Origin of the sequence: Pseudoalteromonas sp. 78C3, assembly GCF_002836695.1 — a bacterium.
GTDB classification, from domain to species: Bacteria; Pseudomonadota; Gammaproteobacteria; order Enterobacterales; family Alteromonadaceae; genus Pseudoalteromonas; species Pseudoalteromonas arctica.
The window spans coordinates 86,035-108,043 of the sequence record NZ_PJAV01000171.1 but is presented as its reverse complement, the minus strand read 5'-3'; the positions used below and the strand labels follow the sequence as shown (position 1 = coordinate 108,043).

Annotated in this window: 16 protein-coding genes; 13 read left to right on the top strand and 3 right to left on the bottom strand. The window is 39.1% G+C overall.

Annotation, left to right across the window (positions count from 1 at the left end; translation table 11 throughout):
* The first annotated feature begins 525 nt into the window (after positions 1-525).
* The 4 genes from prfC (at position 526) to CXF76_RS18225 (ending at position 5,879) form a co-directional block, all read left to right on the top strand.
* On the top strand, positions 526-2,115 hold the full coding sequence (gene prfC, locus CXF76_RS18240) for a peptide chain release factor 3 (RefSeq protein WP_007581628.1): 1,590 nt from the start codon (positions 526-528) through the stop codon (positions 2,113-2,115).
* A 59-nt stretch (positions 2,116-2,174) separates the two neighbouring features.
* A complete protein-coding gene (argS, locus tag CXF76_RS18235; protein ID WP_007581630.1) occupies positions 2,175-3,917 on the top strand; it encodes an arginine--tRNA ligase in 1,743 nt (580 codons plus the stop codon).
* A 534-nt stretch (positions 3,918-4,451) separates the two neighbouring features.
* Positions 4,452-5,090, top strand: a complete 639-nt coding sequence (gene pdxH / locus CXF76_RS18230; protein ID WP_010553172.1) for a pyridoxamine 5'-phosphate oxidase — start codon at positions 4,452-4,454, stop codon at positions 5,088-5,090.
* Positions 5,091-5,111: 21 nt separating this feature from the next.
* On the top strand, positions 5,112-5,879 hold the full coding sequence (locus tag CXF76_RS18225; RefSeq protein ID WP_024590042.1) for a TatD family hydrolase: 768 nt from the start codon (positions 5,112-5,114) through the stop codon (positions 5,877-5,879).
* Here the strand turns inward: CXF76_RS18225 and CXF76_RS18220 are convergent.
* Positions 5,846-6,466, bottom strand: coding sequence for an AhpA/YtjB family protein (locus tag CXF76_RS18220; protein WP_007581635.1), 621 nt, complete (start codon positions 6,464-6,466; stop codon positions 5,846-5,848). The two genes, CXF76_RS18225 and CXF76_RS18220, sit on opposite strands and share 34 nt — an antisense overlap.
* Positions 6,467-6,618: 152 nt before the next feature.
* Here CXF76_RS18220 and serB point away from each other — a divergent pair, with 152 nt between their 5' ends.
* On the top strand, positions 6,619-7,647 hold the full coding sequence (gene serB / locus CXF76_RS18215; RefSeq protein WP_024590041.1) for a phosphoserine phosphatase SerB: 1,029 nt from the start codon (positions 6,619-6,621) through the stop codon (positions 7,645-7,647).
* Positions 7,648-7,667: 20 nt separating this feature from the next.
* On the opposite strand, the gene CXF76_RS18210 is transcribed toward serB, so the two are convergent.
* A complete protein-coding gene (locus CXF76_RS18210) occupies positions 7,668-10,145 on the bottom strand; it encodes a PilZ domain-containing protein (protein ID WP_024590040.1) in 2,478 nt (825 codons plus the stop codon).
* A 362-nt stretch (positions 10,146-10,507) separates the two neighbouring features.
* Between CXF76_RS18210 and radA the strand changes: the two genes are divergently transcribed.
* Together radA and CXF76_RS18200 are read left to right on the top strand one after the other, a co-directional pair.
* Positions 10,508-11,893 carry a DNA repair protein RadA gene (radA, locus tag CXF76_RS18205; protein WP_024590039.1) on the top strand — a complete coding sequence of 462 codons (1,386 nt, stop codon included), beginning with the start codon at positions 10,508-10,510 and terminating at the stop codon, positions 11,891-11,893.
* 75 nt (positions 11,894-11,968) lie between these two features.
* Positions 11,969-12,901, top strand: a complete 933-nt coding sequence (locus tag CXF76_RS18200) for a hypothetical protein (protein WP_101164313.1) — start codon at positions 11,969-11,971, stop codon at positions 12,899-12,901.
* A 65-nt stretch (positions 12,902-12,966) separates the two neighbouring features.
* On the opposite strand, the gene argE is transcribed toward CXF76_RS18200, so the two are convergent.
* Positions 12,967-14,127 (bottom strand): acetylornithine deacetylase, encoded by a 1,161-nt coding sequence (argE, locus tag CXF76_RS18195; RefSeq protein ID WP_101164312.1) that lies wholly within the window; start codon positions 14,125-14,127, stop codon positions 12,967-12,969.
* Between the two features lie 224 nt (positions 14,128-14,351).
* On the opposite strand from argE, the gene argC reads away from it, so the two are divergent.
* The 6 genes from argC to CXF76_RS18165 all read left to right on the top strand — a co-directional run bounded on the left by argC (position 14,352) and on the right by CXF76_RS18165 (position 20,644).
* On the top strand, positions 14,352-15,362 hold the full coding sequence (gene argC / locus CXF76_RS18190; protein WP_101164311.1) for an N-acetyl-gamma-glutamyl-phosphate reductase: 1,011 nt from the start codon (positions 14,352-14,354) through the stop codon (positions 15,360-15,362).
* Positions 15,363-16,130 carry an acetylglutamate kinase gene (gene argB / locus CXF76_RS18185; RefSeq protein WP_101164310.1) on the top strand — a complete coding sequence of 256 codons (768 nt, stop codon included), beginning with the start codon at positions 15,363-15,365 and terminating at the stop codon, positions 16,128-16,130. It abuts the gene before it with no gap.
* A gap of 7 nt (positions 16,131-16,137) precedes the next feature.
* Complete coding sequence (locus tag CXF76_RS18180) at positions 16,138-17,070, top strand: ornithine carbamoyltransferase (protein WP_024598615.1); 933 nt, start codon at positions 16,138-16,140, stop codon at positions 17,068-17,070.
* Positions 17,067-18,269: an argininosuccinate synthase gene (locus CXF76_RS18175; RefSeq protein ID WP_007581653.1), complete on the top strand. Its 1,203-nt coding sequence runs from the start codon at positions 17,067-17,069 to the stop codon at positions 18,267-18,269. The genes CXF76_RS18180 and CXF76_RS18175 overlap by 4 nt, the downstream gene beginning before the upstream one ends.
* A gap of 49 nt (positions 18,270-18,318) precedes the next feature.
* Positions 18,319-20,184: an argininosuccinate lyase gene (argH, locus tag CXF76_RS18170; RefSeq protein WP_007581654.1), complete on the top strand. Its 1,866-nt coding sequence runs from the start codon at positions 18,319-18,321 to the stop codon at positions 20,182-20,184.
* Positions 20,185-20,449: 265 nt separating this feature from the next.
* Positions 20,450-20,644 carry a hypothetical protein gene (locus CXF76_RS18165; RefSeq protein ID WP_101164309.1) on the top strand — a complete coding sequence of 65 codons (195 nt, stop codon included), beginning with the start codon at positions 20,450-20,452 and terminating at the stop codon, positions 20,642-20,644.
* Positions 20,645-22,009 lie beyond the last annotated feature (1,365 nt).

Genomic DNA, 22,009 nt, shown 5'->3' with positions numbered 1-22,009 from the left:
CCACTAGGTTATCTTCTCAAGCAAGGCTTAAAAATTCTAATGGTGTGCAGAGGCTTGGTGTATTGTGTGCTGATCCTATTTATTTGGCTTATTACTGATTTTTTGTACCTCATTTGCAGTTAGGCTTCCCAAAATCCATATTAATAAAAAAGATCAGCTAATAACCAACCATTGATTGTTTATAAGGCCAAGATCAGCGAAAATAGTCTTCAATTACGATTAACATAACGGATCGCATGTGAAGGGCCAATTTAGGGCTTTTCTGATGGTGTGTTGAGCTTTCGAGGTTGCTCTATACCAATTTTATTAAAACAAGATCGTTCTAGCGTATTAAATAACTCACTAACTACGTTAAAAATTATTCATAGAGAATAACTCTATGTGATAATTTCGCCTTGTTATTGCGCTATTTTATTATCGCTATAATAGAACGCTAATTTAATGCAATTGGTATTATTTAAGCCTTGAAAGCTCAGCATACTTAAAGTGGATAATATCCGTATACAAACTAAAAGAACTTTTTTAATGGCAGATCAAAATCTCCTTAGCGAAATTAATAAACGACGAACCTTTGCTATCATCTCTCACCCAGATGCTGGTAAAACAACCATTACCGAAAAAGTATTGTTATTCGGACAAGCGATTCAACGAGCCGGTACCGTAAAAGGCCGTGGTTCTAACCAACATGCAAAGTCTGACTGGATGGAAATGGAAAAAGAGCGTGGTATATCTGTTACTACCTCTGTAATGCAGTTTCCATATAACAACGCACTTGTTAATTTACTTGATACGCCAGGACACGAAGACTTCTCGGAAGATACTTACCGCACATTAACTGCGGTAGATTCGTGTTTAATGGTTATTGATGCGGCAAAGGGTGTAGAAGATCGTACCCGTAAGCTAATGGAAGTTACACGCCTGCGTACAACGCCAATTGTTACGTTTATGAATAAATGTGACCGTGAAATTCGCGACCCAATGGAAGTGCTTGACGAAGTTGAAACAGAGCTAAATATTGCCTGTGCACCCATTACTTGGCCAATTGGCTGTGGTAAAGAGTTCAAAGGTGTTTATCACATTCATAATGACGAAGCTGTTTTATACAAAACAGGTCAGGGTCATAAAATTCAAGAAGTTCGTACCATTAAAGGTCTTGATAACCCAGAACTTGATATTGCCATTGGTGAAGATTTAGCTGCGCAATTACGCGATGAGCTTGAGCTTGTTATTGGCGCATCAAACGAATTTGATTTAGATCTGTTTTTAGCAGGTGAGCTTTCGCCAGTTTATTACGGTACCGCACTTGGTAACTTTGGTGTTGACCACGTTTTAGATGGTTTAACTAAATGGGCACCAACGCCACTGCCTCGTGAAACCGAAGACAGACTTATTGTCGCAACTGAAGAAAACTTTACTGGTTTTGTATTTAAAATTCAGGCCAACATGGACCCTAAGCACCGTGACCGTATTGCATTTATGCGTATTGTATCGGGTAAGTACAGCCAAGGCATGAAAATGAATCACGTGCGAATTGGCAAGCAAGTGAGCATTTCTGATGCGGTAACCTTTATGGCGGGCGATCGTGAGCGCGCAGCTGACGCTTACGCGGGCGATATTATTGGTTTGCATAACCACGGTACCATTCAAATTGGTGATACGTTCACACAAGGCGAAAAACTTAAATTTAGCGGTATCCCTAACTTTGCGCCTGAATTATTCCGCCGTATTCGTCTTCGCGATCCACTTAAGCAAAAGCAATTATTAAAAGGCTTAGTACAGCTTTCTGAAGAAGGTGCTGTGCAAGTATTTAGACCGCTTATAAACAACGATTTAATTGTGGGCGCGGTAGGTGTACTTCAGTTTGATGTAGTTGTAGCGCGCTTAAAAGCCGAATATAACGTAGATGCTATTTACGAAGGTGTAAACGTAAATACAGCGCGTTGGGTAAGCAGTGACGATGTGAAAAAGTTTGAAGACTTTAAGCGCAAGTGCGAAAGTAATTTAGCACTCGATGGTGGTGATAACTTAACTTACATTGCGCCGAGCCGTGTAAATCTTAATTTATCCGTAGAGCGTTACCCAGAAGTGACATTTAACCACACTCGCGAAAACTAGAATCGACTGACTACAGTTAACTGAAAGCCTGCTTTGGCGGGCTTACAAAGGTAAAAAATATGAATATTCGTACTATTTTAATCGAAAAAGCCATTGCCGCTATGGCGGGCGCAGGCTTACCTGAAGATACAAACCCAGCAGTAACACAAAGCACACGTCCACAATTTGGTGATTACCAAATTAATGCAGCAATGGGCGCGGCTAAAAAAATGAAAAGCAACCCACGTGAGCTTGCGCAAAAAATTATAGATAATCTTGATGTAAGCGATATTGCTCAAAAGACTGAAATTGCTGGCCCAGGTTTTATTAATATTCATTTAAAGCCTGAGTTTTTAGCGCAAAGCGTACAAGCCGCTAACAGTGATGCAAAGCTTGCTGTAAACGAGCATGCTAACCCGCAAAAAGTGGTTGTTGACTATTCATCACCAAACCTTGCTAAAGAAATGCACGTAGGCCATTTACGTTCAACCATTATTGGTGACTCAATTGTGCGTGCGCTTGAATTTAGAGGTGATACGGTTGTACGTCAAAATCACATGGGTGATTGGGGCACGCAATTTGGTATGTTAATCGCGCATTTAGAAGATCAAATTAGCCAAGGTGTAGATTTAGATTCTGTAGCGCTTGCTGATTTAGAAACCTTTTATCGCGATGCTAAAAAGCGCTTTGACGATGAAGAAGGCTTTGCAGATAAAGCACGTAATTACGTTGTTAAATTACAAGGCGGCGACGCACACTGTGAAAAACTTTGGAAACTATTTATAGCCACCTCAGTTAAGCACTCTGAAGAAGTATACAAACGTTTAAATGTAACGCTTACTCAAGCCGATATTATGGCTGAAAGCGCATACAACGCAGAGCTCAACGATATTATTAGCCTACTTAAAGATAAAAACATTGCCGTAGAGTCGCAAGGTGCACAAGTTGTATTTTTAGATGAGCTAGCTAATAAAGATGGCGAGCCTTCAGCGTTTATCGTACAAAAATCTGGCGGTGGCTTTTTATATGCAACAACAGATTTAGCAGCATGTGATTACCGTTCAAATAAATTAGGTGCTGATCGTATCTTAATTTTTGTAGATGCACGTCAAAACCTACACTTTAATCAAGTAGAGCTTACAGCGCGTAAAGCAGGTTTATTACGAGACGAAACAAGTTACGAGTTTTGCCCGTTTGGCACCATGATGGGCGCCGATAACAAACCATTTAAAACACGTACTGGCGGCACAGTAAAACTTGCTGACTTATTAGAAGAATCAATTAACCGTGCAGCTGCAAAACTAGCTGAACGTGAATCGGATTTAAGTGATAGCGATCGCAGCGAGATTGCACGTAAAGTAGGTATTGGCGCAGTTAAATACGCCGACCTTTCTAAGCACCGTACCAGCGATTATATTTTTAACTGGGACAGCATGCTAAGCTTTGAAGGCGCAACCGCCCCTTACTTACAATATGCTTATACACGTATACGCAGTATTTTCCGTAAGTCAGGCGTTGATGCAGCTACATTAAATTCAGATGTTGCAATTATTGAGCCTCAAGAAAAAGCACTAGCACTTAAGCTACTACAGCTTGAAGAAGTACTTGATTTAATGATCAGCGAAGCAACACCGCACGTACTATGTGGTTACTTATATGAGCTAGCAAGCTTATACATGACATTTTACGAAGCCTGCCCAGTACTTAAAGAGGGCGTAGAGCCAAGCGTGCGCGATAGCCGCTTAGTGCTGTGTAATTTGGTTTCTAAAACATTAGAAACGGGATTAGATTTGCTAGGCATTGAAGTTATGGAGCAAATGTAATCACCGTCGTATTTTAACCTAATACTGCGTTATCCAATCCGACTTACCCTAATCACATACAAACCGTATGCTCATAGGGATAAGCCGGATTGGACGCCTTGTCTTAGGCTAAACTACTTAGGTAAACCGTATGCTGCGTGTAGTTCGCTTTGACTGCGTTGTCGTGCTTTTTTAGCCTAAGTCACATACTAAATGTATGCTCCTTGGCATAAAAAAGCACTCCGTCTTGTCAGCACTTCTACACTTGCAGATATCTGAGTTGTGTAGTTTACGTTGTAGGTTGGGTTGAGTGAAACGAAACCCAACGATACGCCTGAGACTCTATGTTTATTACTATCGAATGCACCTGAGGCTCTGTGTTTATTGCTATCGATACACCTGAGACTCTATGTTTACTGCTATCGAATACACTCGAGACTCGGTGTTATTGCTATCGAATGCACCTGAATCTTAATATTTGTTATTACTCAACATCTATTGTTTTAAGCTCGCTACTCTAAGCTCTTTTCTAAGGCTTTATTTAAAGGATTTGTTATGAAACTCGAAGATATCCGCCGTGAATACCTGCAAGACGCGTTAAGCGAAGATAACTTGCAAGATGATCCATTCAAGCAGTTTGAAACATGGCTTGAGCATGCAGTGGCAAGCCAGTTACCCGATCCAACTGCGATGGTTGTAGCAACTGTTGATGAAACCGGTCAACCTTCACAGCGCATTGTGCTTTTAAAGCATCTGGATGATAACGGTTTTGTCTTTTTTACCAATACAGGTTCGCGTAAAGCGCAAGAGCTTAAAGGTAATAACAAAATATCGCTGCACTTTCCGTGGCACCACATGGAACGCCAAGTTATTGTATATGGCGAGGCTAAACCATTGCCTACCTCTGCTGTGGCAAAGTATTTTTTATCTCGTCCTAAAGAAAGTCAATTAGCAGCGTGGGCGTCAGCGCAAAGTCGTCCGGTGTCATCACGTAAAGTACTCATGGAAACCTTCGCCAACATGAAAAATAAGTTTGCTAAAGGTGAAATACCACTTCCTGATTTTTGGGGCGGATATTGTGTAGTGCCCACTAAAATTGAGTTTTGGCAAGGTGGGGCGCATCGTTTGCATGATCGCTTTATATATCAGCGCCAAGCAGATAATAGCTGGCAAATTACACGCTTAAACCCTTAATAAATAGATGAGTAAGTAACCGTGCAATTTATTGACTCTCATTGCCACCTCGACTTTAGCGAGTTTGATTCGAATCGTGAATCGCTCATAAACGAGTGTGTAGCAAAGGGAGTTAATCAGTTTGTTGTGCCGGGGATTACGCTTGCTCAATCGCATACTCTCATAAAACTCAAAGCAACTTACCTAAGTATAAAAATAGCCGCAGGGCTACATCCTTACTTTTTAGAGCAACATAACGAATCGCACATAGAAGCGTTATTTGAATTCGCGACTGCAAATAAGCATCAGTTGGTAGCTATTGGGGAGTGCGGGCTTGATCGAAGTATTGAAAACCTTCCTAAACAAACTTATTTATTTGAGCAGCAAATAGGGCTTTCTAATGAGCTTAACTTACCGCTTATTGTGCATCATAGGCAAAGCCATGATTTAATTGCGCAATCGTTTAAGCGGTGTAAGCCAAAAAACGGGGGAGTGATTCATGCCTTTTCGGGCTCACTTCAACAAGCGCAGTACTATATTAAGCAGGGTTTTAAGCTTGGCGTAGGCGGCATTATTACCTATGATCGCGCAGTTAAAACACGCGCTGTTATTGCTGCTATTGAGCCTGAGCACTTAGTGCTTGAAACCGACTCACCTTCAATGCCGTTAAGCGGTCATCAAGGTGAAGTTAACACGCCACTGCATATACCTGATGTATTTAACGCGTTATGTGATTTAAAGCCACATAGTGAAAGAGGGACGCTTGCAAAGAAGCTTTACGATTCTTGTTCAGATGTTTTTTGCATATAGCGATTTACCTGCCAGCGTTTTAATCCTCGGCCTAATTGCCACGTAAAAATACACGCAATCACTAGCATTAATAGTACCTGCCGACCTAAATCGTGAAAATGGTTGTGGCTGTCGGATATTGCGGCGCGAGTTAAATAAGTAACAGACACAAAGCCTATAGGGCGGTCATCATCGCTTATCACGGGTTCCATAAAAGGTGTTTTTAGCTTACTAATACCCGGTGTAGAGTCAGGAAGTTGTCCATAAATATGGTGTGACTGCCAATTGTCACTGCTAGCAATTAAAATGCCTTGTTGATCATAAATAGTCGCAGAAAGTACAAATTCATCTTTACTTATATCGTTACAAATGGCGTTGAGCTGTGGTTTGTTTTTTTCAATAAGCGGTGTTTTAACATTTAAAGCCATAAACTGAGTGAGGCTTTTTGCCGTGCTATCGGCACTATCATAAAGTAACTGATGACTCTGAAAACTACTATTAACACCTACCCAGCTTAGTAATACAAAACAACCAGCCGCTAGTATTAAGCGAACAAGTCGTTTTCTTTGAGAAGCAGTAATAGGGTTTTTAATATGGTTATTTTTCATAGTCACCGTTTATGCTACTGACAGCATTTTGATTTGATGTTACAACTACACTAACTATAACCTTAAACCCCACCTGATGGCGAATTTAGTGTTGAGAATACCAGTTATGATATGCCAATTATCAGGAAAATAAAAATAAACACGGAGATCCCATGTCGCAAATCAACATGGCACAGCAAGCTGCTGAGCAACCATTACAACACTTAACTCTAAATAAATGGTTTAGCTATAGTGGTGGTGTATTTACACCTCTCAATTATATACCAAACAAAGCATTAGGGTTATTTAGCATCGCATTTGCGGGTGATTTTGAAGAAAAACACATTGTTAGCATTATTGATTTTTTAGCTACGCATAACCAAACAGTCAGTGCTATATGTCAATATCAACCAGATTTAGGGTTAGCTCCAGCACTGTGTTTTTACGTGCAAAACTCCGATCAAGCTATAAACCCGTTAGTGCTACAAGAGTTTTCAAACACCCTAGATTGTCAATTAGTGCAAGTTGCTACTGCGCCTAATTTATATGAGCCTGGTTTATTGGTTATGGATATGGATTCAACTGCAATAACTATTGAGTGCATAGACGAAATAGCACGCCTTGCGGATGTTTACGACGAAGTAGCCTCTGTAACCGCACTTGCAATGGCGGGTAAACTTGATTTTAGCGAGAGTTTAAATCAGCGCGTAGCTAAACTGGCTGGTATTGAAAAAAGCTTAATTGAAGAACTAAAAAGTGCATTGCCACTCATGCCGGGTATTAAAGTGCTGTGTCAAATTCTAAAACAGCATGACTGGTATTTAGCAATTGCATCAGGTGGTTTTGTACCGTTTGCAGAGCGCGTTCAAGAGCTTATTAATTTAGATGAAGTGCACGCTAATGTACTCGAGTTTAAAGACGATAAACTAACAGGTAAAGTACTGGGTACAATTGTAGATGCACAACAAAAAGCAATTATTCTAGAGTCGTTACAACATAAACTAGGGCTTGAGAAGTCGCAAACAGTTGCTATTGGCGATGGCGCAAACGATTTAGTCATGATGGGAAAAGCTGGCCTAGGTGTAGCAGTGCATGGCAAACCTAAAGTAGTTGAGCAAGCACAAGCGGCTATTTGTGAAGGGTCATTATTACAATTGTTGTATATGTTGGCCATTCCGTTAGATAAAGAGCCCGCTCTTTAAAGTTGTTTAAGTTAAACCGCTTAGCGTAAGCGGTTTAACCAAATTAGTTTACGGCGGCCCATTTGTTCAACTTGCTCTTTTTTAAGCTCTAAATGGCTTAGAGCTTCTTCAGTTATATCTACTACGTCCCCCACACCCGCAACAGCCCATAAAGCTTCCTCTAAATCTTTTGCTTTATGCATAGCGTATTGGCTTACGTATTTTAGCTCGTTTGATAGGTAGTCAGTATCGGGGCGACCTGTGCGCGAAATATACAAACGCATCACAAATATAAGTTGTGATGTAATGTCTTTACTAATTTGTTTATAAAAGCTGGAGTAGTCTTCACCTAAAGCGCATTGGCTAACAATAGCCTCTTCAATTTTGCCCTTACGAGGGTCGAAATTAATAGCGAGTGTAAAAGCAAGCGGTGCATCTTGGCGACTGCGATCTTTAATATTAGGCGTTATTACATTAATAATTTGCTCTTCGGTAAGAATACTCGAAAAGTCAGTTTTGTTACCTAATAAGCCAAAGTTTTGCAAAATAACATGCATAGGACTGGCGTATAAGCCATAACCAATTGCACCTGTTTTAAAGTGTGCAGCTTCTTTGTGTAAATACAGCGGAAATTGGCATACACTTTTTGTAACCATATTTCTAAGTGCAGTAGATAAGCCTTCTACTTTTGGCGCTTCTTCAGATACTTTAAGTTTGTCTTTATTACCTTCTATTAGCTGAGTGAAAAAAGTCACGCCAGCATGGGGTAAATCAGCAACACGATTCGCTTTTAGGTTAATAGTAGTGAATGACTTACTAATGGCCATTATTTCGTACTTTAGTTCGCTAAGTTTATGCTTTTTAGTTATTTTTTGAAGCTCAGGAAATGTTAAAAGTACTATATCGCCTTTTTTAAATGTGACTGGTTGCTCGCACTCTAACTGCAAACCCATTACAGAAAAGTCACGTGTATAACCGTTAAATACTTCATCATTAATAGTGACACTAACTGGTGTTTTATAAAGGTAGCGCTTATGCGAGCGTAAATTTACGTATTCAAGTGGCACAATATCTAAATAAGGTGGCGTTTTATGTTTGGCGTGGCCAAAATGCTTAAGCTGATTTACTAACGCTTTATCAAAAGTAAGTTGTTTATAATCTGCTTGCTCTGTTTTATTGCCAATACTTGTAAGTACAACAATATATTTAACGTCTTTTATAAGGCCTTTAACTCGAGGGGAAGGCGGCTTGTTGAGTTTTTCAATATTAGCGCCAGCACTATTAGGTAATGAAAGCGGTATAAAAGAATCATCTGGATGACTTGGCATTATTTGTATTTTAAAGCACTGCCAACTTTCTTTTTGGCTACCAAAACCTAAAAATAGATCACGTAATTTAGGGTTATTATTTAGCTCAGTTCGTGTCGCGGAGTAATAGTAAATTTTACCCGATGATATATGTGTAAATGTATAGAGGTAATCTTCTTTGACCGCGGTAATTTGGGTTAGTAATTGTGTAATGCGCTGATGATTGAGTATATTGTACAAACACGGTGTTTTTCTTTCATTGGTAAAATAGCGCTGGATAAAAATATTATTTTCAGTAGTAAGGCTAAGGCTTGGGTAATACTGTTCATCTTTTTTGCTTAAAAATACATATAAAGACGTTACACGAGGGATGTAGTATTGCTCATACCCCTTTGATACTACAGCATCGAGCGTGTTATCTAAATTTACTTTATAACGACGTTTATTACCGTGAATAAAGCTTTCTAAAAAGTCATTAAAGGCATCGTTATTTTCGATATAAGTGCGTTTTAAGCGAATGTGGTTGTATTCACGAGAGATATTTTCAACGGCAACAACCTCGTATTGAATACCGTTCTTTAGGCCAAGTTCAAAGTCTTGTTCAAGGCCTACCAAGCGCATTGCTATTAGTTCACCTTTTTTTATAGAGTAGCGCGTTGCAAGCTTAACTTTACAACCGCTTAAAGATATATCTGAGGTGCTAGCAGCAATGTTCTTTTTATCTTTGTAATCAATAGTTACTTTTATTGAGTAATTCATCCGTTCTTCACGGCGGCTCTCGTAAGAGGCAAACTTAATTACTTCAGTGCTTAAGTTACTTTCTGATTCTTGTAGTTCTGATTTTTCGGCGGCTTGTTTTTGTAATACGCGGTGGTTATTTTCTGTATTCATTACGGCTTCGTAAACGGCTAGGGTATATTCACCATGCTGTTTAAGTGCTTTTTCAAACACTTCAATGGCTGTGTCATCCATAAAGTGCTGTTTGCCGTTATGCTCATACGGTTTTACTTGGCCCGTCACTAATCCACGAAGATCAACAAAGCGTGCCACTGGCTGAGATAAGCGTGACATTTCCATTTTCATCAAAAATTGCTCAGGTTTGGTTAACCCAGCGGTTTTTGATTTGAAAATTAGGTCAAATTTAGCATTGCCTAAATATGTTTTTAACTCATTCACGAGGTCTTCGTGTTTGAGCATTATGTCATCAGCCATTTATAAAACCATCACCGTCTAATTGAAAAAGTAGGTATACTGTTAAGTCCATTTATTAGAAGTTCAATAAACGTTAAATCGCGCTATGTTATTAATATAGGTACAATTATTTTAGTTACTACTGTTTAGCTCTTGTTATTATGTGTTATATGCCATTTTGTTGGCAAGTTACTTTAAACTATTTCAAAGCAAAAAGTATGCCCTAAATTATAGCTAAAAAGAAACACCATGTGTATTTAATGATTGTGACGCTAGATTTTTACGCAGGCAAGAGTTTGTTGCTAAGTAAATGCTTGAAGTGGCAAAATAAGTTATTAACAGTAAATGTTTTTAAAATTAGAGAATCGTAGATAAGGTTATAAATGACTAAAGCGGCAAAAATAGAGTTTGTGTGTACAGAATGTGGCATGAACTACCCACGTTGGCAGGGTCAATGCCGCTGCGGTGCGTGGAACACATTAGCAGAATTTAAACCTTCAGCAGGGCAGAGTAAAAAAGCGTCAGTTCGAGCAAATGTAGGTGGTTATGCTGGCGGTGCTGGTGGCGGCTCTAAAAAAATTAATGATATTGCTACGTCAGAGGCAGAAAAACAGCTGACAGAAATTGGCGAGCTCGATCGTGTGCTAAGCGGTGGTGTAACTACCGGCTCTGTTAATATAATTTCGGGTGATCCAGGTGCTGGTAAAACAACCTTGCTATCTGACCTAGTCGCGAGAATGTCACAACGTATGCCGTCACTTTACTGTACGGCCGAGGAGTCATTATCGCAGTTTAAAAACAGGGTAAATCGTTTAAAGTTAAACTATAACCCTGACGAGCTTTATTTACTTTCAGAAACCAGTGTTGAAACCATCATTGAAGAGCTCGAGAAAAATAAAATTAAGTTTGCTGTTATTGACTCTATTCAAGCGGTTGTAACCGAAACGGCAAATGGTAGCCCAGGTTCCCCTTCGCAAGTAAAAAGTGCCGCCCAAGCATTGACTCAATACTGTAAGCAAAATGATGTAACCATGTTCATTATTGCTCATGTAAATAAAAATAACGAAATAGCAGGTCCTCAAACACTTGTACATATTGTCGATGCGCTTTTACACATAGACACCAATGATGGGCAAATTCGAACCCTTAGGGCAAATAAAAACCGCTTTGGTGATATAGATACCGTTGGCATTTTTAAAATGTGCGAACGTGGGATGTTAAGCGTTGATAACCCGAGCGAAATATTTTTATCGGGGTCTACAACTGACTCGCCAGGCTCTACAATTACCTGTATCCGTAAAGGTAATCGAAATTTACTACTTGAAATTCAATGTTTAACTACCGAAACCGAGGCGGAATTTCCGCAGCGTGTTTGCGTTGGTTTAAACATGAACCGCATAAAAATGCTGACTGGCATATTACGCAAACACACTAAAACCAAAATATTCCACGATACGTTTTTTAATATTGTGGGTGGCCTAAGAATAGATGAAACAGAAACTTGTATTGATTTAGCATTAGTAACCGCGTTACTTAGCAGCTTAAACGAATTTGTTGTGCCTCGTACCACGTGTATCATGGGTGAGCTTAGCTTAAATGGCGATGTACGCCCAATTGACAGTGGAGTACCACGTGTTAAAGAAGCGGCACAACATGGTTTTACAGAAATATATATTCCATTTCGTAATTACCATAAGTCGATGGAAGGGCTGGGCGCTAAAATTACCCCAGTTAAAACAGTACATGAGTTGCTTAGTTTAATTAATTAATACTTACGGGTGTTAATGTGTAATGTTACTCTTAATAAAACTCGGTTTACACAAAGAATAGAATAAGGAAATAACATGAAAAAGTTAGTAATAGTTGCAGCGATTGTAGCTGCGGGCGTTGGTGGCGTGAGCTATGCAAATTATGTAGCTACACAAGAAGTGCGTGCAGAAGTAGATAAGCAACTTGCTCTAGTAAGCGAGCAAACTGGCGCTACATTTAAATACGCTGGTTTATCGGCAAGTGTTATTTCAAAAAGCGTAGAAATAACAAACATGGAAGTAATAAGCCCAGAGGGCGACAATGTTGCTAATATTCAAAGCATTGAAATAACCGGTTACGAGCCAGATAAAATATCACCGCATACATCATTTGATGTAAAAAGCTTTCAGTTTGATAAAGGTTTTGTTTCAAAATTACCTGCTGATACAAACGAAATGCTCGCGTCGGCAAGTTACGACTTACATTCATCACTTGACTACGATGAAGAGTCTGGCAATAGTGATGTAGTAGTTAAGCTTGATGCAAAAGACATTGTTAGTTTTAATATGGATATGGGCTTGGCTAATTCAAAAGCATTAATGGATGCTTCATTGGCGATTAGTAAAGCGCAGCAAGAAGCGGGTAACCAGCCACTTACTTATGAGCAAGAGTTACAGCAGCAAACACTTGTTATGCAAGCAATGAGTAAGTTAGAGCCGCGCAATGTTAGCTTTGCCTTAAATAACCAAGGTAAGTTAAAAGACTTACTATCAAGTGAGCTTGAAAAGCAAGGCATGACGCTAGAGCAAATGGAAATGATGTTAGAGCAGCAGTTACAACAAGCTCCTGTAACTGAAAATATTGCAGAGGCTTTAACAAGCTTTGCTAAAGGTTTAAATTCATTCAGTGTGTCTGCAAAGCTACCTGAAGGTAAAACTATGATGGAAATTAACCAACAAGTTATGATGCTAGTAGGGCAACCTGAAGAGCTAGTTAAGTTTATTAACTTAGAAGTTAAAGGTGATTAAGCCTTAGTTTTGTATTAATAAAGGCGCCAATTGGCGCCTTTATTATTTTGTGTTGTTATAAGCAGTTAGTAACTCTGATTGCTAAAGCAGTTTGCTTTTATGATATTGGTGATTATTTGTTGTGATGGTTTTATTTTTTCCATCGCTAAAAATTCATCAGGTTGATGCGCTTGGTTAATTGAGCCGGGACCCATTACAATTGTTTCACAGCCAAGTTGTTGTATAAAAGGAGCTTCAGTACAGTAATTTACCGCGAGCGCTTTTTGCCCCGCTATTTTTTCAGCCATTTTTACTAAAGCACTGTCGGTGCTGCCACTAAATGCCGGAATGGGTTCGTGTAAATCAATAACACTCACAGCGTTAGGGTATTGATCATTAATTTCTTTCGTTGCATCGTGTACTAATGCTTGTAGTTCTTTAATGCTTAAACCCGGTAATGGGCGCATATCTATATGCATTTCACAGCAACCACAAATTCTATTCGCGTTATCGCCACCATGAATATTACCTAAATTTAATGTTGGATAAGGAATTTCAAAGTGATTTATTGAATACTTATGCTTTAGTTGCTCTTTTAAGAACATCAATTTTGTAATCACTTTATGCATTACTTCAATGGCGTTAAGGCCACGTTCGGGATCTGAGCTATGCCCAGAGCGACCAACTACTCTTATTGCTGTACTCATATGGCCCTTGTGCATAAATACTGGAGTCATATCAGTAGGTTCGCCAATTATACAGCGCGCAGGTTTTAAATTAGGGTGCTTACATATTTGCTGTGCACCTGCCATAGTTGTTTCTTCATCGGCAGTGGCGAGTATTAAAATAGGTTGAGTTTGCTGCTTTTCATCAAGCTCACTAATCGCATGTAATACAAAAGCAAAAAAGCCTTTCATATCAATGCTTCCTAGCCCGTACAATTTATTGTCGAGTTCGGTAAGTTTAAACGGATTGTGGTTCCAGCGGCTGTCATCAAAAGGCACTGTATCAGTGTGGCCCGCAAGCATTAATCCGCCATCGCCTTTCCCGCGTTTTGCTAATAAATTAAAGCGGCCCTTACCACCTTCTAGTTCAATAATTTCACACGTAAAACCAAGTGTTTCACACCAGTTTGCAAGGAGTTCGATTACGTTTTTATTGCTCATACACAGGTTGTCTTCAATTGCGCTAATAGAAGGGGCTGCAATCAATTGTTGATACATAGAAATAAACGAAGGCAAAGGCATAAAAAAATCCAAAATTATTATTCAATTTAATTGCATAACAATATAAAAGTATTTATGATGAATATCAATTCACTTTTTAAGCATAAATATATTAAAGTAAAGCTATGAAAATAATGCGACGATAATCTACAAATTCATTAAATTAAGTCTTAATTTAGCGTTTTAGCTAGTTTAAGCGAACAACATATATATTTAGCAGTAAATTTAAAAATAACGAGTAATCAATGAATGTAGTTATTATTGGCGCAAGCGGTTACAGCGGCGCAGAGTTAGCAAGCTTAGTTGCTAATCATCCAAACCTTACCTTAACAGGCTGTTATGTATCTGAGGGTAGCTTAGATAAAAATAAATTACTAAGTGATTTATATCCAGAGCACCTTGGCTTACTAGATTGTCCTTTACTTCCTCTTAGTGCATCAGCTTTTGATGACATTCAAAATGATGCTGACTATGTATGTTTATGTACCGATCACAAAGTAAGTGTTGATTTAGCGCCTCAATTTTTAGCTATGGGTAAAAAAGTATTTGATTTGTCTGGTGGTTATCGCCTAGCAAGTAATGATGATTACGTTACTTACTATGGTTTTGAGCATCAACACCCAGAGCTTTTAAATGAAGCGGCTTACGGTTTAGCAGAGTGGAATAGTGATGCTATAGCTAACGCAAAGCTAATTGCTGTTGCAGGCTGTTACCCAACTGCCGCACTTAATGCACTTAAACCGCTTAAAAAAGCAGGCTTATTGAGCAGTGAAAGTATTATTATTAATGCCGTATCGGGTGTTACGGGTGCCGGGCGTAAAGCGAGTGTAGGAACACATTTTTGTGAGGTATCGCTTGCACCTTATGGTTTGTTTAACCACCGCCACGGTCCTGAAATTGAACAACACCTTGGCCACAAAGTGTTATTTACACCGCATTTAGGTAATTTCCCGCGCGGTATTTTAGAAACTATTTATGTACAACTTAAGCCAGGCGTTACCAAGGAAAACGTTGCATCGGCTTATCAAGTACTTGCTAACGAGCCATTAATTCGTTTGTTAGGCAATAAAATACCTTCAATTAAAGGTGTAGCTAAGCAGCCATTTGTTGATATTGGTTGGCAACAACAAGGCACGCAGTTAATTGTAGTGTCTGCGATTGATAACTTATTAAAAGGTGCTGCTGGTCAAGCTTTGCAATGTATTAATATTTCTATGAATTTAGAGCACACGACCGGCTTAAAAGGGGCGTTTTAAATGAGTAAAAAAACGTGGGTTATTAAACTCGGTGGTGCAGTACTTAATACAGAAAATGCAGCAAAAGCGTTATTTGATGTACTCAATGAGCAAAAAAATAATGAGTTTGTCATTGTGCACGGCGGTGGCTCTTTAGTTGATACATGGCTAAAGCAAGCCGGTTTTGCTAGTGCTAAACACCAAGGCTTACGTATTAGTCCAGCAGAGCAAATGCCTTATATAGTTGGGGCACTTGCAGGTTGTGCTAATAAACAATTAATGACTCAAGCGATTAATGCAGGGCATAAACCTGTTGGCTTAAGCCTTTTTGAGGCGGGTGTGACTGCTACTCAAAAGCTAAAAGCGCTTTGCTTAGTAGGTAAGTGCAAAAGCAACGACGATTCTATCATCAATGATTTACTTAGAATTTCTCGTTTACCTATTGTTAGCTCTATCGGCTTTGATGAACAAGGCTTGTGGTACAACGTAAATGCAGATGAAGCTGCAGCGGCTATTGCCAGTAATTTAAATGCAGAACTAATTTTTATGACGGATGTAGAAGCGGTACTTGACGCAAATAAACAACCGTTACATCAACTTGACACAAAACACATTGATACTTTAATTACAGATGGAGTAATTGTGGGCGGGATGGAGGTCAAAGTTAAGACCAGCCTTCACGCTGCCCAACATTTACGACGCGGTGTGTATATTTCCAGCTGGCAAAAGCCAGAAAATTTAACTGCTCTGCTACAAGGTGAGCATGTCGGAACAAAGATTACACCATAGGTTTATTATGTTTGAGAATTTTTTAACGGGTTTAGAGTTAGACAAAGAAGGCGCACTTAATTTATTAAAGTTAGCGCGCGATATTAAGGCAAAGCCAGAAAAATACAGCCAAGTATTATCAGGAAAATCAATCGTAACATTGTTTGAAAAACAAAGTTTACGTACACGTTTATCATTTGATATAGGTATTAATCGCCTTGGCGGCCATGCTGTTTATTTAGATCAGCAAAATGGTGCTATGGGTGCACGCGAATCAATTAAAGATTTTGCACTTAATATTTCTACTTGGGCCGACGGTATTGTAGCGCGTGTAAATCAACACAGTACATTAACTACGTTAGGTGAATATGCATCAGTACCTGTAGTTAATAGCTTATGTGACTTGTACCACCCTTGCCAAGCTCTTGCTGATTTTTTAACACTTCAAGAAGTACATGGGGATGTAAGTGAGCTTAAAGTAGCTTACTTAGGTGAGGGCAATAACGTGACTCATTCATTGATGTTACTTGCTGCAACGCTAGGTACTGACTTTGTTGCTGTAACCCCAAAAGGATGTTCACCAGATTCGCAAATACTTAAGAAAGCTGAGCAAATTGCAGCAATGAATGGCGCATCAGTTATGGTGAGCGATAGAGTTGAAGCTGCGGTTGGTGCAAATGTTGTATACGCAGATACATGGGTATCAATGGGTGATACAACGCCGCTTGAGCAAGTAAAAGAAAAATACATGCCTTATCAATTAAATCAGGCATTGCTAGATCAAACTGGTGCGACTACGGTATTACATTGCCAACCGGCACACCGTGAATTTGAAATTACCTCTGAGGTAATGGATGGTCCAGCATCAAAAATCATTCAACAAGCAGAGAATCGCATGCATGCGCAAAATGCTCTGCTAGTTACATTACTAAATCCAAATTTTGTTAAGGAACACCTATGAGTTCAATTAAAAAAGTCGTTTTAGCCTATTCTGGTGGTCTTGATACGTCGGCTATCGTGCCATGGTTAAAAGAAAACTACGGCTGTGAAGTAATCGCGTTTGTTGCCGATGTAGGTCAAGGCGCTGAAGAACTTGAAGGCGTAGAAGCTAAAGCAATTGCCTCTGGTGCTTCAGAATGTTACGTAGTTGACTTAAAAGATGAAATGGTAAGTGATTACATTTACCCAACGCTTAAAACGGGCTCAATTTACGAAGGTACTTATTTATTAGGTACTTCTATGGCGCGCCCAATTATTGCTAAAGCACAAGTTGAAATTGCACGTAAAGTAGGTGCTGATGCACTTTCTCATGGTTGTACTGGTAAAGGTAATGACCAAGTTCGTTTTGAATCATGTTTTGCGGCCCTTGCCCCTGATTTAAAAGTAATTGCGCCATGGCGTGAGTGGGACTTATCGAGCCGTGAATCATTACTTGATTACTTAGCAGAGCGTGACATTCCGTGTTCAGCATCTGCTACAAAAATTTATAGCCGTGATGCTAACGCATGGCATATTTCGCACGAAGGTGGTGAGCTTGAAGACCCATGGTGTCAACCAACTGAACAAGTATGGACTTGGACTAACTCTCCAGAGCAAGCACCAGATAAATCAGAACTAGTAACATTAAAAGTTGTTGAAGGCGAAGTGGTTGCTGTAAATGGCGTAGAGCTTAAACCTTACGATTGTTTAGTCAAATTAAACGATATTGCATCGCCTCATGGTGTTGGACGTGTTGATATTGTAGAAAACCGTTTAGTTGGCATGAAGTCACGCGGTTGTTATGAAACGCCAGGCGGCACAGTCATTATGGCTGCGCTTCAAGCCATTGACGAGCTAGTGCTTGATAAAGCAAGCCGTAAGTGGAAAGAAGTACTCGGTGGCGAGTTCTCGCATTTAGTATACGACGGCCGTTGGTTTACGCCTCTTAAAGATTCTATTTTAGCCGGTGCTGAAGCACTTTCTAAAGTGGCAACAGGTGAAGTGGTACTTAAGCTATACAAAGGCCAAGTAACTGCAGTTCAAAAGCAGTCACCAAATAGCTTATACAGCGAAGCATTTGCTACATTTGGCGAAGATGATGTGTACGACCAATCACACGCTGAAGGCTTTATTCGTTTATTCTCGCTTTCAAGCAGAATTTCAGCACTCGCTAAAAAGTAATTTATTACGCCCCTTATAAAAGGGGCACTACAGGGTTTGGAGAGATTTCATGGCATTATGGGGCGGACGTTTTTCTACGGGTCCAGATGAGGCGTTTAAGCAATTTAACGACTCTCTTCCCTTTGACTACCAGTTAGCAGAGCAAGATATTATTGGCTCTGTGGCATGGGCTGGTGCACTTGAACAGGTAAGTGTACTTTCAAGTGACGAGCACACAAGATTAGTGGCTGCATTAAATGAGCTGCTTGAAGAAGTTAAAGCAGATCCACAAGCGGTAGCTACTTCAGGTGCAGAGGATATTCATTCACATGTTGAAGCAGCTCTAATTGAAAAAGTAGGTGATTTAGCTAAAAAATTACATACAGGCCGAAGCCGTAATGACCAAGTTGCCACCGACTTTAGATTATGGTGCCGTGATACGGCTGACCATTTACTAGATGCTATTGCACAGCTTAAAGGCGAGTTTGTAGCGCTTGCAGAGCGAGAGCTTGGCACAATATTACCAGGTTACACGCACTTACAGCGCGCACAACCAGTATTGTTTAGCCACTGGTGTATGGCGTATGTAGAGATGCTAGAGCGTGATGAAAGCCGCCTGCAAGATGCTAAAGCGCGCATGAATTTTTGCCCATTAGGCAGTGGTGCATTAGCAGGTACAGCTTATCCGATTGATCGCCAAGCATTAGCACACGGATTAGGTTTTACAGCGGCTACAAAAAATAGCCTTGATGGCGTATCTGATCGTGATTTTGTGTTAGATCTTTTAAGTTGTGCGTCTATTTCGATGATTCACTTATCTCGTATGTCAGAGGATTTGATTTTTTATAATTCGGGTGAAGCCGGATTTATAGAGCTTGCTGATAACGTAACATCAGGCTCATCGCTCATGCCTCAGAAAAAAAACCCTGATGCACTCGAGCTTATTCGCGGTAAAACCGGACGTGTGTTTGGTGCATTTAGCGCTATGATGATGACGTTAAAAGCGCTGCCACTTGCATACAATAAAGATATGCAAGAAGACAAAGAAGGCCTGTTCGACGCTATGCCAACATGGCTTGCATGTATTCATATGGCGCAAGCATGTATTAAAGGCGTTAAAGTAAACGGTGATAAGACACTTGCTGCAGCAAAAGGAGGGCATGCAAACGCCACCGAACTTGCTGATTACTTAGTTGCTAAAGGTGTGCCATTTAGGGAAGGGCATCACATTGTAGGTGTACTTGTACAGCTTGCGATTAGCGAAGGTAAAACGCTTGAAGAGCTATCGCTTGAGCAGTACAAATCAGTAAACACTGTATTTGAAGACGATGTTTACCCAGTACTTGAAATTGATGCGTGTATAAAAGCACGTAAAGCCCTTGGTGGGACGTCTATTGAACAAGTAACGAATGCTGTTAAAGAAGCCAAAAAAAAACAGCAAATAACGGTACGTGATGCAAATTTAGATGATGTAGAAGCAATTGCCACGCTTATACAGCATTGGGCAACGGTAGGTGAAAACCTGCCTCGTGCAAAAAGTGATATGGTGCACTCTATTAACGAGTTTGCAGTAACAGAAATAAATGGAAAAGTGTCGGGCTGTGCGTCGTTATACATTTACGATACCGGCCTTGCTGAAATACGCTCATTGGGTATAGACCCAAAAAGTAAAGTGTCGGGGCAGGGTAGACAGCTTGTAGATCATCTACTTACTAAAGCCAAAAAATTGGCACTTAACCGAGTTATTGTATTAACACGCGTACCAGATTTTTTTGAACAACAACGTTTTACTTTTTGTAGCAAAGACTCTTTGCCTGAAAAAGTAATGAAAGATTGTGAACTTTGCCTTCGTAAAGAAAATTGTGACGAAGTAGCAATGGAATATATTTTGAAGCTAAGTACACGTGCGGAGATCCCGTGTAAATACGTAGCTTAAACTCCCTGGATACAAAAAACGTACGGTTATCCCTGTGCGTTTTTTTATGTTTGCAGTAAACTGGTCGGAGCTGTTTGGTTTGATTATATAAGTATGTTTTAAGTGAGTTTTAAGGTGTCAAAAAAAGTTGGCACATTGGTTGCTTTATATAAGGTAGATAGCAAAATAGCTATCACTACTTTAAACAGGTGATGCATTTATCTACATAATAATGTGGTTAAAAGTTGCACCAAATATAATTAAAACTTTTACAAGGATCAATCACATGCAAGTTTCAGCTAATAGCCAATTACAAATGCAAGCATACAACAAAACACAACAATTAAAGCCTGCAATGGAACAAACTGCTAGCCCTAAAACCCTGCAATCTGATACAGTGAGCTTTTCTCAAGAGGCTATTGCTGCAGCTGGTGCAGAATTACAGCGCGGTGGTGGTATGATACCTATAAAACCTAAGTGATTAATTAAGGTTATAAATGTTTTTAACTGAGTTTTTTGGCTTTTTTTCGCTTTCTGCATTTACAATGTGGGGGTTTTTAATGGCATTTTTTTTCAATGTCTTTGTTTACTCCCTAAATGTGAAAAGAGATACAAACCTATTATTCAGTTCGTTTGTAATGATGGTTTCTTATACACTATCAGATTACTTCTTTACATGGCTGTCGATAAAAACTACAGTATATTTGGATTGGGCAATATATGATGTTCTAACTATTCTAATTCTTTCTGTGAGCCTAGCCTGTAAGAAAAAAACCTCCGTTTCATTCATATACTTGACCGTAGGACTATCAATAAATTTAACTTTTTTTCTTTTGATGTATTTTGATTTATATGTACATCAAAACAAAGAACGGTGGTTATTATGGGACATTTACGCAGTTTCAGTTAATATTATAGACGTAATGATGATAGTCGCATTAATTGTTGATAGAGACTTCCTCGGTCTTCATAAATTAAAGAACAAAATCCTCAGCTACTTCAAGTCAAACGATACCCATAAAGTAACCTAGTTTAAAATGTACTTAACTGGTGCTTTTCTGGATTATATAAATGCTTTTACACAATGGGGCTTTTTAATGGCCTTTTTGTACTGCTTAGTATCTAGTGTCAATATTAAAAATAAATCCCTTCTCATTACATCAAGCATTATGTTGTGTTCATATTTTTTAAGTGGATACTTTACTATATTGAATGCTCCTTATTTAGATTGGATTTTATATGATTTTCTTACCATAGTAGCGATACTCTTTTTTATAAAAATTGACTTTATTAAATGTTGCCCAAGTGCCAATTTTATTCTGATAGGTTTAGTCATTAATAGCCTCCTCGCATCAGTAATGCATTACGATCTATATATTCTTTACCACTTAGATGAGTGGTGGTATTGGAGTTTTTATTCTGTTGGGAGTACTTTAATAGATGTATTGATGATGCTCTCGCTAATACTTAATAAAAATCTTATAAAAATGTCGCCTTTAAAAATTATTAATTTGAATAAAAAAAATCTTAATAATAATGAGTGAACTCATAATTAGCCCAACAGTTTCTTTGTACATAGGTGCATTTGTACAATGGGGATTCCTTATGGCCTTTTTGTACTCCCTTGCTCATTCGATTAATAAGCCTAATAAAGAAAGAGTGTATTTGTCTTTGGTTATGAGTATTTCATATTCATTTAGTATATTTACAAATCTGGATACGGTAACTTATCTAGATTTTTTGTTTTCCGATATTTTAACTCTCCTAGTTATTATTTCCCTTAGGCGGCTCTGGCATGATGGTATTACCTATCTATATATCATTACTGGTTTAGCTATAAACTCAA